At 68.2% G+C, this 13,094-nt stretch carries 13 protein-coding genes; 8 read left to right on the top strand and 5 right to left on the bottom strand.

The genetic code is table 11. From position 1 onward, the window contains the following. The 3 genes from ELR45_RS12670 to ELR45_RS12660 form a co-directional block, all read left to right on the top strand. The coding region (locus tag ELR45_RS12670) for a FadR/GntR family transcriptional regulator (RefSeq protein ID WP_205856491.1) at nt 1-663 on the top strand (663 nt) is incomplete at its 5' end. Nucleotides 664-884: 221 nt separating this feature from the next. Then, entirely contained in the window at nt 885-1,667 is a 783-nt protein-coding gene (locus ELR45_RS12665) for a TIM barrel protein (protein WP_129666604.1), read from the top strand. Further along, nucleotides 1,664-2,557: a 2-hydroxy-3-oxopropionate reductase gene (locus tag ELR45_RS12660; RefSeq protein ID WP_240759547.1), complete on the top strand. Its 894-nt coding sequence runs from the start codon at nt 1,664-1,666 to the stop codon at nt 2,555-2,557. The genes ELR45_RS12665 and ELR45_RS12660 overlap by 4 nt, the downstream gene beginning before the upstream one ends. Before the next feature lie 58 nt (nt 2,558-2,615). Here ELR45_RS12660 and ELR45_RS12655 read toward each other — a convergent pair whose 3' ends face one another. Further along, on the bottom strand, nt 2,616-3,098 hold the full coding sequence (locus ELR45_RS12655; protein WP_205856490.1) for a TetR/AcrR family transcriptional regulator: 483 nt from the start codon (nt 3,096-3,098) through the stop codon (nt 2,616-2,618). On the opposite strand from ELR45_RS12655, the gene ELR45_RS37695 reads away from it, so the two are divergent. Genes ELR45_RS37695 through ELR45_RS12645 form a run of 3 tightly spaced genes read left to right on the top strand, consistent with a single transcriptional unit; the run spans nt 3,048 to nt 5,007 of the window. After that, nucleotides 3,048-3,275 (top strand): hypothetical protein, encoded by a 228-nt coding sequence (locus ELR45_RS37695; protein ID WP_205856527.1) that lies wholly within the window; start codon nt 3,048-3,050, stop codon nt 3,273-3,275. The two genes, ELR45_RS12655 and ELR45_RS37695, sit on opposite strands and share 51 nt — an antisense overlap. Then, the gene (locus tag ELR45_RS12650) at nt 3,275-4,213 is read left to right on the top strand and encodes an ATP-binding cassette domain-containing protein (RefSeq protein WP_129666417.1); all 939 of its coding nucleotides are present in this window, start codon (nt 3,275-3,277) and stop codon (nt 4,211-4,213) included. Before ELR45_RS37695 ends, ELR45_RS12650 begins: the two co-directional genes overlap by 1 nt. A 2-nt stretch (nt 4,214-4,215) precedes the next feature. After that, nucleotides 4,216-5,007, top strand: a complete 792-nt coding sequence (locus tag ELR45_RS12645) for an ABC transporter permease (protein WP_129666415.1) — start codon at nt 4,216-4,218, stop codon at nt 5,005-5,007. A 296-nt stretch (nt 5,008-5,303) separates the two neighbouring features. Here the strand turns inward: ELR45_RS12645 and ELR45_RS35085 are convergent, their stop codons facing one another. Continuing rightward, entirely contained in the window at nt 5,304-8,585 is a 3,282-nt protein-coding gene (locus tag ELR45_RS35085; protein ID WP_165367723.1) for an AfsR/SARP family transcriptional regulator, read from the bottom strand. A gap of 369 nt (nt 8,586-8,954) precedes the next feature. Between ELR45_RS35085 and ELR45_RS12635 the strand changes: the two genes are divergently transcribed. Then, nucleotides 8,955-9,263 (top strand): helix-turn-helix transcriptional regulator, encoded by a 309-nt coding sequence (locus tag ELR45_RS12635; RefSeq protein WP_129666413.1) that lies wholly within the window; start codon nt 8,955-8,957, stop codon nt 9,261-9,263. Further along, a complete protein-coding gene (locus tag ELR45_RS12630; protein ID WP_129666411.1) occupies nt 9,260-10,480 on the top strand; it encodes a type II toxin-antitoxin system HipA family toxin in 1,221 nt (406 codons plus the stop codon). Before ELR45_RS12635 ends, ELR45_RS12630 begins: the two co-directional genes overlap by 4 nt. Before the next feature lie 101 nt (nt 10,481-10,581). Here the strand turns inward: ELR45_RS12630 and ELR45_RS12625 are convergent, their stop codons facing one another. The 3 genes from ELR45_RS12625 to ELR45_RS12615 all read right to left on the bottom strand — a co-directional run. Next, nucleotides 10,582-11,697: a HAMP domain-containing sensor histidine kinase gene (locus tag ELR45_RS12625; RefSeq protein ID WP_129666409.1), complete on the bottom strand. Its 1,116-nt coding sequence runs from the start codon at nt 11,695-11,697 to the stop codon at nt 10,582-10,584. Continuing rightward, nucleotides 11,681-12,451: a response regulator transcription factor gene (locus tag ELR45_RS12620; RefSeq protein ID WP_129666407.1), complete on the bottom strand. Its 771-nt coding sequence runs from the start codon at nt 12,449-12,451 to the stop codon at nt 11,681-11,683. The genes ELR45_RS12625 and ELR45_RS12620 overlap by 17 nt, the downstream gene beginning before the upstream one ends. Before the next feature lie 84 nt (nt 12,452-12,535). Continuing rightward, nucleotides 12,536-13,094: hypothetical protein (locus ELR45_RS12615; protein WP_165367722.1), on the bottom strand; the 559-nt coding region annotated here is incomplete at its 5' end.

Genomic DNA, 13,094 nt, shown 5'->3' with positions numbered 1-13,094 from the left:
ACCTCGCTGCCCGCGGAGCGGGTCCTCGCCGGCCAGCTGCAGGTGAGCCGCGGCTCGCTGCGTGAGGCGATCAGGGTGCTCGAGCACGCGGGTGTGCTGGACGTCCGGACCGGAAGCGGTACCTATGTCACCCAGGACAGTAGCTCCAGCACGGCGTTGCTGCGGGCGCAGGCGGCCGTCATTGGTGAGCACAGCCCGCTCGACCTGATCGTGGCGAGGGCCGCGATCGAGCCGGTCTGCGCCGAGCGCGCGGCGACCTCGCATCACCCCAGCGACCTGCTGGCCATCGAGGGGACCGTCGAGGAGCAGGCGAGGCTGACCGCGGCGGGTGAGGACGCGGCCGAGGTCGACAGCGCGTTCCATCTGGCCGTCGCGGCGGCGTCGCACAACAGCGTCCTGCTGGCGCAGGAGCGGATGCTGATCGACCTGATGCAGGAACAGATGTGGAGCGAGCTGAAGCACCGCTCGCGCACCCGGGCAGATGCCGCCGAGCAGTACCTTGACCACCACAAGCTGGTGCTCCGAGCGATCCGGCAGGGCGACTCGCGGCGGGCGAACCAGATGATGGCGATGCACATGAGCGCGATCGAGATGGCGCTGCTGGCCGAGGTGGAGGCAGTCGAAGAGGAGATCATCGGCGGGGCGAGCGCGGAGCATCCGTAGCCACCCATCGGGCAGTGTGACCCGGGCAGGCCACGCCCGGATGCGTCGAGTAGCGGAGCGGGCGGGTCCACCGACGGCCAGCCAGACCCGGCCAGACCCGAGTTGACGACGGCGGACTCGCGCCCATAGCCTCGTTATTGGCCAATTGGTTGGACCAATTTCTTGTGGAAAGCGGGATCTCATTGGATACATCGCGTTACGCCGTGAACTGTTCGATCCTGATGACGGACCGCCCGATTCCCGAGCGGCTCGCCGCGGTTCGAGAAGCCGGAGTCGACGCCGTCGAGTTCTGGTGGCCGTTCGCCTCGGCGACGCCGAGCGACGCTGAGGTGGACGGCTTCGTCTCCGCCGTGCGTGCCTCGGGGCTGCGGCTGATCGGGCTGAATCTGTTCGCCGGTGACATGCCAGGTGGCGACCGTGGTGTGGTCTCCTTGCCGGGCCGCGAGGACGAGCTGCGCGCCAGCGTCGAGATCGCCGCACGCATCGGGGAGGAGTTGGGATGCCCGGCGTTCAACGCGCTCTACGGCAACCGTCTGCCCAGTGTGCCGGCGGCGGAGCAAGACGAACTCGCCACGGAGAACCTTCGGGACGCCGCCCGGGTGCTGGGGGAGATCGGCGGGACGGTCTTGATCGAGCCGGTCAGCGGCGTGGAGTCCTATCCGCTCAAGACGGCGGACGACGCGGTCGAGGTGATCGAGCGGGCGGCCGAGGGTGCGGGCCCGGACAATCTCGGCCTGCTGCTGGACGTCTACCACCTCTGGGTCAACGGCGACGACGTGCCGTCGGCCATCGAGCGGCACCGCTCACGTATCGCCCACGTGCAGATCGCCGATGCGCCGGGGCGCGGCGCTCCTGGTAGCGGGCAGCTGCCTCTGGGGGCCTGGGCGGATGACGTCATCTCGGGCGGGTACGGCGGGTGGATCGCATTGGAATACAAGGACGACGGAGCCGACCCGCTGGGATGGCTGAGCGCGGGAACTACCGGAGAGAGGAACCTGGGATGACGACTATCGGATTCATCGGTCTTGGAGTGATGGGCGGGCCGATGGCGGCCAACCTGGTCGGGGCGGGCTTCGACGTGGTCGGTTACAACCGTAGTCCCGCCAAGGTCGAAGCCCTTGTCGCGGCCGGCGGAAGGGGCGCCACTTCGGTGCGTGAGGCCGTTGACGGTGCGGACGTGGTCATCTCCGTGCTTCCGGACTCACCGGACGTCGAGGCCGTGGTCCTCGGCGAGGACGGCGTCTTCGCGCACGTCGCGTCCGAAGCGTTGTTCGTCGATATGAGTACCATCAAGCCCGACGTCGCGCGGAAGGTCGCCGAGGCCGGGGCCGAACGCGGTGTACGTGTGCTCGACGCCCCGGTCAGCGGCGGCGAGCAGGGCGCCATCGACGCGAAGCTCTCGATCATGGTCGGCGGCGACGGCGGGGCGTTCGCCGCCGCGAAGCCGGTGCTCGACGCCATGGGTGCCACCGTCGTCCACGTCGGTCCCGCGGGCGCCGGTCAGACGGTCAAGGCATCCAATCAGCTCATCGTCGCCGGAGTGATCGAGCTGGTGTCGGAGGCTCTGGTGTTTCTCGACGCCCATGGTGTGGACCGGGAACGTGCCGTCGAGGTCTTGGCCGGCGGGCTGGCGGGCAGCGCCATCCTGGATCGCAAGGCCGCTGGGATGCTGACGCGGAGCTTTGACCCGGGGTTCCGGGTCGATCTGCACCACAAGGACCTGGGCATTGTGACGTCGGCTGCCCGGGAGGCAGGGGTGGCCATCCCGCTGGGCGCCCACGTCGCCGGACTCATGGCGTCGCTGCGCGCCCAGGGGCTCGGCTCGCTCGATCACTCGGCGCTGCTGTTGCAGGTCGAGCAGCTGTCCGGCCACTCCCATGATCATGAACAGTAACCGTGTAAATAGCACGGTTACTGTTCATGATCATGAGGAAAGTCACTCCGTGCGACGCTCAACGCTGTCCGGTGAGCTGCAGCAGAACGGCCAGGATATGCTCCTGCCGGGGCGGATCGTCGCTGTTCAGTACGCGGATGAACAAGCCGTCGACGGCGGCGGTCACGCCGTCCCGCGCGATCGGATCGCTGACGAAGCGGGCGATGAAACGGTCGAGAGCCTGGGTCCATCGGTTGGCCTCGGCCCGGATGGCGGGATGGCGGGCCGCCAGCACGAAGAGCTCGTACTCGGCCACGGCTCGCGCGCGGTTCGCCTCGGCGCCGCGGACGATCTCTTCAGCGAGCTCGCGGAGCGCTCGTGAGTCGTCATGGGCGTCGATCTCCGCGAGCCGCCGCAGGCAACTGTCATTGCACGCGGTGAGAGCGGTGAGCAGCAGGTCCTCGATGGTGGGGAAGTAGTACATGACCGTGCTCGGTGGCACGTGGGCCTCATGGGCGACGGCGCGCTGGGTGACACCCGCGACGCCGGCGCGCTCGATCACGCGGATGGTCGCGTCGATCAGCTCCTGACGTCGTCGCTCTCCCTTGCGGCGACGGCCGTCCGTGATCTCCGCAACCGTTTCGGCTCGGCCATGTCAATGGCCTGTCAGCGCCGTATCAAGCCGCTGTCAACGCGCTCGGTGATGGTGGTGGCAACCGAAACGAAGGGAGCCACCTGATGAACAACGCGATAGCCGTGACCGGGCTGCGTAAGGCGTTCGGCGACAACGTCGTGCTCGACGGTATCGACCTGGATGTCGCCGCAGGGACGATCTTCGCCCTGCTCGGACCGAACGGGGCCGGCAAGACGACGACGGTGCAGATCCTGTCCACTCTGATCACGGCCGACGGCGGCCAGATGCGGGTGGCGGGTCATGACCCCGACCGCGAACCGGACGCCGTACGAGACGTGATCGGTGTCACGGGCCAGTTCTCCGCCGTGGACAGCCTGCTCACCGGCGAGGAGAACCTGATCCTGATGGCGGACCTCCGTCATCTGGGCAAGGCCGAGGGACGACGCCGCGCGGCCGAACTGCTGGAGCAGTTCGACTTGGTCGACGCCGCCAAGAAGACGGCCGCAACCTATTCCGGTGGGATGCGCCGTCGCCTCGACCTCGCCATGACCTTGGTCGGTGACCCGAGCATCATCTTCCTCGACGAGCCCACCACCGGGCTCGACCCGCGCAGCCGCCGAGCCATGTGGCAGGTCATTCGGCAGTTGGTCGCCGGTGGCGTCACGATCATGCTCACCACCCAGTACCTCGAGGAAGCCGACCATCTCGCCGACCGGATCGCCGTGCTCGACCACGGAACCATCGTCGCCGAGGGCAGCTCGGCCGAGCTCAAGCGCCTCGTGCCTGGCGGACACATCCGTCTGCAGTTCATCGACCCCGGACACTTTGAGGCCGCCGCGCGGATCTTCAGCGAGAACAGCCGCGACGATGACAGCCTCACGCTACAGATCCCCAGCGACGGCGACGTCGGATCGCTGAAGGCACTGCTGGACCGCCTGGAACGCGAGTCGATCAAGGTCGGCGAGCTGTCCATCCACACACCCGACCTCGACGACGTGTTCCTCAACCTCACCGGCCGCCCCCACGCAGAACAGGAGCGCTGACCATGACCACTCTCAACATCGCCGCGACCGACTCGGCCACCATGCTTCGCCGGCGCCTGCGGCACTTCATCCGCTACCCGTCCATGACAGTGCAGCTCGCCGGCATGCCGGTCATCTTCCTGCTGCTGTTCGTCTACGTCTTCGGCGGCACGCTGGGGGACGGGATCGGCGGGATGTCCGGCGGGCGGGGCGAGTACGTCAACTACGTCGCGCCTGGGGTCATCCTGATGGCGGTGGCCGCCGTGGCTCAGGGAACCGCGATCTCTGCCGCCATGGACATGACCGAGGGCATCATCGCCCGGTTCCGCACCATGGCGATCTCCCGGGCCTCGGTGCTGACGGGGCACGTTCTCGCCGCCATGCTCCAGACCCTGTTCAGCGTGGCGATCGTCGTCGGCGTCGCATTGCTCGTCGGCTTCCGTCCGAACGCCAGCGTGGTCGAATGGATCGCGCTGACCGGCGTGGTCGCCATGGTCACCTTCGCGCTCACCTGGCTGACGGTCGCGCTCGGCCTGGTGAGTCAGACAGTCGAGGGCGCGAGCAACCTGCCGTTGCCGCTGGTGCTCCTGCCGTTTCTCGGCAGCGGATTCGTCCCTACCGATTCGATGCCGACGGGGCTGCGCTGGTTCGCCGAATACCAGCCGTTCACCCCGATCATCGAGACGATCCGCGGTCTTCTGGTCGGGACCCACATCGGCAACGACGCGATCATCTCGGCCGCCTGGTGTGCGGGCATCGCGCTCCTCGGGTACGTGTGGGCCAAGAAGCTCTACAACCGCGACCCGTCCCACTAGGCAGCTCGACCACGCTCGACGCTCGAAGAGGCCGCGCGAACAGGAACGCCCGACATACCGGCGCCTGTTCGCGCGGCCTCTGCTGCAGACCGAGCGAGGGGGAGGGATTTCCCAGCCCGAACGCGGCTTAAGCGCAAAGGTGGGGAGGGAGAATCCCAGCCAGGGAAGGCTCGGGCATCGGCGTGGGAGGAGCCCCGCGACGACCTCGCCGCGGGCGAGGCTGGGATTCTCCCTCCCCACCGGACCCCCACCGCAGACGACGGGCCGGGAATTCTCTCCCTCGCGGACGCAACCGCTCACACGTCGAGGATGGGCGACGCTGCGTCGCGGGCCGTCTCCAATGTCACGCCCTCGCCCAGCCGCGCCGCAGCGACGAATCCGTCGTCGCCCAGGACGGCTCGCGCCTCCGCCTCGACTCGGGTCGCGTCGGGAGAGAACAGGTCGGGAGCTCCGCGGATCGCGTCGCCCGCCGCCAGCATCGTGGCGGCCTCGGACGGCTTGCCCTTGCGCATCGCCTGGTCGGCGATTCCGACCAACACCTGGCCGGCCGTGGGCGCATGCGCGGACCTCACGGCGAACGTGAGTGCTTCGGAACGGCGAGCGTTCGCGGTCTCAAGATCGCCTGCCAAAGCGTCCACATGCGCCATCGAGTCGAGTTCCATCGCGCGGAACACCGGATGTATGTTCATGTGCCGCAACACGGTCTCTGCTTCCGCCAGGTACGTCCTCGCCGTGTCGAGCTCGCCCTTCCATCGGGCGAGGTCGGCCCGGGCGTGAGCCAGCCCGGCGAGCGCGTCCGGCCAGGCGGTCTGCCGGGCTTCCCGGTCGGCCTCAGCCTCCGCCGCCGCGCTACCCTCCGAGTCGCCCAGCAGCCAGCGCAACTGAATCTGCTTGCCGCGCATGAAGAGGACATCCTCGATGGTCCCCATCTCGGTGACGACGACGATGGCTTCCTCGTAGTAGGCAAGAGCCGCCGCCAGGTCGCCGCGTTGGGCGACGATGTCGGCCAGCGCCTGCAGCGCGAACGAGAGGCCCCAGCGCTCCCCGATGTCGCGGAACGCCACGAGCGCCGCCTCGGCGTCGGTCGTAGCCTCGGTCACGTTGGAACCGGCGTTGTAGAGCATGCGGGCGCGGTTGAGCCGGCCCATGCCGCTCACCCACGGATCATCGTCCGTGAGCAGCTCGTCCATGGCATCGATCCTGGGTGCGGAACCGTCGAGTGCGGCGCGCATGATCTCGTTCGCGGGGTTGATGAACCGCACCAGCGGACTGAGGGACTCTGTCCCTATGTCGAGCCGTGCCACGTTGTCGAGCCACTTTCTGGCATTGCGCTCGTCGCCGAGGCCGGCCGTGGCGAACAGCACCGCTATCGCCAAAGCCGATGCCAGCGAAGCGTCGTCGACCTCGCCCGGCACCTCCAGCGCCGCCTCGGTCAGCTCAAGCCCCTCCGCCTTGCGGCCGCTCAGCCACCAGTACCAGCCTGCGGCGGCCACCATCCGTACCGCTCGCGGCGCGTCTCCCGCGGCGATCGCGCCGCGTAGCGCACTGGTGAGGTTGTCGTGCTCAGCCGCGATGCGGCTACGCCATTCCAGCTGCTCGGCGCGGCGCAGGTGTGGGTCGACGGTCTCGGCGAACTCGATGAAATGGTCGGCATGCGCGCGACGTATCCGCTCGCGCTCGCCTGCCTCATCGAGCCGTTCGAGGCAGTACGCCTTGATGGTCTCGAGCATCCGGTAGCGTGGGCCGCCGTCGTCGCCGGCCACCAGCAGGGACTTGTCGGTCAAGGCGGTGAGCAGCTCGAATACCCGGTCGGCGTCGACGACGTCGCCCGCACACACCCACTCGGCTGACTCGATCGTCGCTCCGCCCACGAAGATCGCGAGTCTACGGAGTAGGACCCGCTCCTCGTCGGAGAGCAGGTCCCAGCTCCAGTCGACTACCGCACGCAACGTCTGGTGCTGGCGCATCGCTACCCGGCTGCCGCCGCTGAGCAGCCGGAACCGGTCATCGAGGCGGGTAGCCAACTGTTCGACGGTCATGGTGCGTAACCGCGCGGCCGCCAGTTCGATGGCCAGCGGCATACCGTCCAGGGCCCGGCAGATCCGCGCAAGGGTCGGCGCCGTGGTTTCGGTCAGCTCGAACCCGGGTCGGGCCGCACCCGCGCGGTCGGCGAGCAGCTGCACGGCAGGGGACGCTGCGGCTTCGGTCGCGCTCACATCCTCCGTCGGTAACGCGAGTGGCTTGACGGGCCACACGGCCTCGCCGGTGATCGCGAGCGGTTCCCGGCTGGTGGCGAGGATCTTCAGCTGCGGACACTCGCCGAGCAACCGGTCCGAGAGGACCGCGACGGCGTTGATGAGGTGCTCACAGTTGTCCAGCACCAGGAGGGTGTGCCTGGCCCTCAGCGCCGTGACGAGCCGGTCAAGTGGCTCGTCGGCGGGCGCCCAGCCGGCGATCGCCTGTTCCCGCAGTCCCAACGCGGTCAGGATCGCCTGCGGAACGTCGGCGCCGTCGCTGATCGGCGATAGCTCCACCAACCATGCTCCGTCTGGCATCTGGTCGGTCAGCCTCCGCGCCACCTCGACGGACAACCGGGTCTTGCCGGCGCCACCTGGGCCGGTCAGAGTGGTGAGGCGGTTGTCCTGCACCAGCTTGGGGATACGGGTGACGTCCTCGTCTCTGCCGATGAAGCTGGTGAGGCCGGCGCGGAGGTTCGTCGTAGGGCGATCCGGCTCAGCCTCTGCCAGTTCCGCGCCCGCCGGTTCTGTTCCCGCCGGTTCTGTTCCCGCGGTTCCGGGTGCGTCCGGTCCGGATTCCGCCGGGGTCGCGGACGGCGACGGCACCTGAGCTAGCTCGCCCCGTAGGACAGCGGTGTGCAGCCCGGACAGCTCGGGCGAGGGGTCGGCGCCGAGTGCGTCCGCGAGCGCCTGCCGCGCCCGCTCGTACGCCTCGAGCGCTTCCGCGGGCCGTCCGGCCGCGCACAACGCACGCATGAACGATGCGACCAGCCGTTCACGCAATGGATGGTCTGCGACGAGCGTCGTCAGCTCGGTGGTCAGCTGCTGCCCGCGGCCGAGCCGGAGATCCGCCTCGACCCGGTCTTCGATGGCGGCGAGTCGCTGCTCGGACAGGCGCACCACGGGCGACTCGAAGTACTCCGCGTCGGCGACGTCGAGCAGGGCGGTTCCACGCCACAGGTCGAGTGCCTCCCGCAGCGTCCGCGCGGCCGCCTCCGGATCGTCGGAGAGCGCGGAGCGCCCTTCGCCCATCAGCCGCTCGAACCGCGTCGCGTCCACCGCTTCCGGCTCGATCATCAGGCCATAGCCGGTGGCGTGCGACTCGACGGGGGCGTCCGGCAGTATCCGGCGCAGCCGTGACACCAGCGCCTGTATGGCGTTCACCGACTTCTCTGGTGGGTCTTCACCCCAGATCGCGTCGACCAGGCGGGACGTGGACACGATCCGGCCGGGCTCCAGCGCCAGCGCGATCAGCAACGTGCGCAGCCGGGCACCGCTGACCTCGATGGCGGTGGAGTCATCGGCTCGGATCTCCAGCGGGCCTAACATCCGGATCTGCACGCCACCGATTGTGCCAAGGTTTCACACGACTTCCGTCCTCCTGACGGTGTGGATTCGGAACAACGCCAGCGGATCCCGGAGTAGATCGCCGGCCACCGCCACCTCCGGGTGGGGTTCCTGGCCGTGTGTAACGCCTGAAGCGCCAGCGACCCGCGTCACCGTTACAGGAGGCCACGAACTCTCTTGGCGACTCCGTGCCTTCGGTGAAGCCGCACGTGACCTGGTCGAAGCAGGTGGCCGGCGTAGTCAGTCAACCTGGCGCCGAGCGCCTTGCCGACCTCCGGTACGGGCACTACGTATCGTTCAAAATAGAACGACAAAGAATTAGATCACCAACATGGAGTACAATAACGAACGATAAGGAGTTTCATGGCTGAGCGTATGAGTCTGTTGACACGTCGAGATGTCGCGCGCCAGCTGGGCGAACGGGTGCGGGCATTGCGGCTCCGTGCTGATATGAAGATCGAGACGTTGGCGGAACATGCTGGAGTCTCGGAGATGACGGTACGTCGGTTCGAGACAACAGGGCGAGGCTCCGTCGACACCCTGTTGAAGCTGGCGCTGGCGTTGGGGCGCTTGGACGAGTTCGCCGAGCTGCTCGCACCGCCGTCGGCCAGAACAGTCGACGAATTCGTGGCGCGCGGAACGGCGCCGGCGCGTAAACGGGGTCGTCGGTGAAACGGGTTCACGTTCGCCTGCAGTGGTCGCCCCAAGAGATCGTCGACGTCGGGCAGCTGGCCTCTGACGGGCGGACGACGGTCTTCGAGTATGCGGACACATTCGTCCGAAGCGAGTTGCCGCTGTCGCCGTTTCGCCTTCCCGTCGAGCCAGGGTTGCAGGAGTACCGGGACGACCGGATGTTCGGCCCGCTACCTGGTCTGTTCGACGACTCGCTGCCCGACGGCTGGGGCATGCTCCTGATGGACCGCCAGATGCGGCAGCGGGGCATCGATGTGCGCACAGTCTCACCGTTGGATCGGCTGACGTACCTGGGAACGCGGACCATGGGAGCCCTGACCTATCACCCCGCCGAGGACGCTGGGCAGGCCTCCGACCGAGTCGATCTTGCGACGCTTGGGGAGCAGGCCTCGGAAATCCTCGCAGGGGATACCAACGAGGTCCTGCCGGCTCTGGCGGCGGCAGGAGGTAGCGCGGGCGGGGCGGGGCCGAAGGTCGTGGTCGGCGTGCGGGGAGACGAGCTGATCGCGGGGGACCAGGATCTGCCCGATGGGTTCGAGCACTGGCTGGTCAAGTTCTTCGCCGACGCTGACGACGGAGACGCGGGCAGGGTCGAGCATGCGTATCTGGCCATGGGCGCTGCCGCCGGAATCGCTGTCCCGGCGACCCGCCTGTTCGTCGTCGATAATGGTAAGGCGTATCTGGGCGTCCGGCGGTTCGACCGGGCGGCTGGCAATCGGCGGTGGCATATGCACACGCTGAGCGGTCTCCTGCACGCCACGCACCGAGCGCCGTCGGTCGAGTACGACGCGCTGCTGGCGGTGACGGAAAGGCTGACGCAAGACCATCGGGTCGTCGTCGAAGCGTTCCGAAGGATGGTGTTCAATGTCGCCTCTTACAACCGGGACGATCACACGAAGAACTTCTCCTTCCTCATGGATCGCGATGGCCGATGGAGCATGTCGCCGGTGTATGACCTGACTCTTGCCAACGGGCCGGGCGGTGAGCACACGCTGGCGGTTGCCGGCGAGGGACGCGCGCCCGGCCGTGAGCACGTGCTGTCGGTCGCCCGGCAGGCCGGCATCGCGGAGACCGAAGCCGACGCGGTCATCGAAGACGTCAACGCGGCGACGGCGCGATGGGAGGAGTTCGCCGCGGCGTCCGGCGTGGGTGATCGGATGCTGCAGGAGGTCCGCGCGGCGATCCGCAAGCTTTGAGGCCGAGGTGGGGTTCCTGGCCCTGTGTAACGCCTGAAGCGCCAGCGACCCGCGTCACCGTTACAGGAGGCCACGAACCTTGGATGGGTCCCCGGGACACGTCAGCGGCGGAGGCTCAGCCGGAGGGTACAGCCGTCGCCTGCTGGGCCGGGTGACGTGACGGTGAGGTTGCCTCCATGGGCCTGCGCGATCTGGCTGGCGATCGGCAGGCCGAGACCAGTGCCGTCCGTGTCGTGCCTGCCGCGCCAGAACCGCTGGAAGATGTGGTCCTGTTGGTCGGGCGGAATACCGGGACCGTGGTCGGTCACGACGACGGTCGCCTCGGACTCGGTGACCTCGACCGTCACCTCCACTGTCGAGCCACTCGGCGCATGCTTGATCGCATTGTCGACGAGGTTGGAGACCGCACGTGCCACCGTGGCTTCGTCGACGGGACACACGGCGGAAGGCGACCCGACGATCGACACGTCGACCTGTCTCGTGGCCGCCAGAACGCCGGCGTCCTCGACGACGCCGTGGACGATGGCCACCACGTCGGCCGGACGCCGGTCGATGGTTCGGGCGCGTCCGCGCGCGTCGGTGAGCAGATCGTCGATGGTTGCCTGGAGCCGTGCGGCGGCCCGTCCCGACCGTTCCAAACCCTGCCGGTAGACATCGACGGTCGGCTCCGGATGGGCGAGGAGAACCTCTGCGTTGGTCGAGAGCACCGACAGCGGTATGCGGAGTTCGTGGCTGGTCTCCTCGATCAGCTGCCGCTGCGTGTCAGCGGCCCGCTCCAGACGGTCGAGCATCGCGTCGAAGCTCGCCGCGAGCGACACCACCTCCGTCGGGCCGTGATCGAGCCCGATCCGTCGGCTGAGATCCGTACCCTCGATGTCCTCCGCGACTGCTCGCACCCGGTCGATGGGACGTACCGCCCTGCCGGACCACCACCACGCGAGACCGGCGGCCACGGGACCCAGCGCGACGACGGTCCAGCTGACCCACGGTGAGCGCTCCGTCGATGTGCTCTGGGTTTCGACGCCGTTGTCGACCACCACGTTCGTGTCGGTCTCGGTCGCGAGAATCACGCCGAACAGGAGAAGCGCCGGAACGTAGATGGCCAGGAATCCGAGCACTGCCAGCCGGACCCGCAGTGATCGCCAAAGGGCGCCCGCCTGCCTCGTCGGGCGCAGGGGTGTGCGCTCGCCGCTGGTGCCGCTACCGTCGTCGGTCATCGCCGAACTCCCCGGAATCGTGCGCACCGCTTGTTCCCGCCGTCTCCGGCACCGGCGCGGGCGCGTGGCTCGGCGCGTGTCGCGTGTCGTCGTCGGTCAGCTTGTAGCCGACGCTGGTGATCGTGACGATCAGCGGCGGGTCCCCGAGCTTCTTGCGTAGCCGGCCGAGGATCACCCGGACCGATGAGGTGAATGGGTCGGCGTTGGCGTCCCACACGTGCTCGAGCAGGTCCTCGGCCGAGAGCACCTCGCCGGGGTGATGCATGAAGAAGCGCAGCAGTGAATACTCGCGGGCCGTGAGGTTGAGCTCGACGCCGGATCGCCACGCCCGATGCGCGGCGAGATCCAGCATCAGCTCGCCGACCTCCAGCGTCGATCCGTGGTCGTCGCCGCGCCGCCCCAGTGCCCGCAGCCGGGCCATCAGCTCCGCGAAATGGAACGGCTTGACGAGATAGTCGTCGGCCCCGGCGTCCAGGCCGGCCACCCGGTCATCGACGGCATCGCGAGCGGTCAGCACCAGCGAGCGACGGGGGCGATGGAGCTCCGGATCGGCTGCCAGCCGCCGGACGAGGTCGAGCCCGTCGCCGTCGGGCAGCCCCAGGTCGAAGCAGGCGACGTCGTACTCCGTCGTTGTCAGCAGTTCCTCAGCCTCGGCGTAGGTACCGACGACGTCGACCGCATACGACTCGTTGCGGAGGCCGAGCGCCACCACCTCGGCGAGATCGACGTCGTCCTCCAGCAGCAGGATGCGCATGGCCACAGTCTCCCAGCGATCGCAGTCTCAGCGCCGGTGATCATCAACCGTCAGACGCGTCATGATACGGCCGACGGTTGATGATCATGAGCGTTCAGCGGTTGTCGTCGTGGTCTCTGGCCCGGAGACTGTCATGCGGCCGTCCTCGAACGTGACGGTCAGCTCGAGGCCCGAACCGGTGGGGTCCTCCGGGCGGAAGTCACCGTCGCCGGAGGGGACCAGCCGCAGGTCGGGCGGATCTGTTGGTCCATCGACCCCCGCGATTCCACCTCCTTCGTCGATCGCGTACCAGAGGGTGATCGACTCGGAGCCTGCGACGACATTGACATACGTCCGCAGTTCGCCTTCGGCGAAGACGGTGCCGGCGAGCTCGACGTCGTCGATCGGTCCGATCTCCGACTCCAGGATGTCGAGCTCTTCCCGGCCCTCTTGGGTCTCGCCCGCGAGCGTCGCCAGCACCCGGTCTTCGTGTGCTGCGATGTCACCGGCGGTGACGTCACCGGACGGCTGGAACAGCACGGCTGCGGCATCGGCGCCGTTGGCCGAGATCGCGAGCCCGTCGTCGGCTACCTCCACATCGAATGACCCTCCCGTGTCGAGCTCGTATGTTCCGGCGGCCGCTTCCAGGTCAGTGGGGTCGACG

The organism is Phytoactinopolyspora endophytica (genome assembly GCF_004138495.1).
GTDB lineage: Bacteria > Actinomycetota > Actinomycetes > Jiangellales > Jiangellaceae > Phytoactinopolyspora > Phytoactinopolyspora endophytica.
Note: the sequence above shows the minus strand (reverse complement) of the source record. Positions and strands in the feature narration are given on the sequence as shown.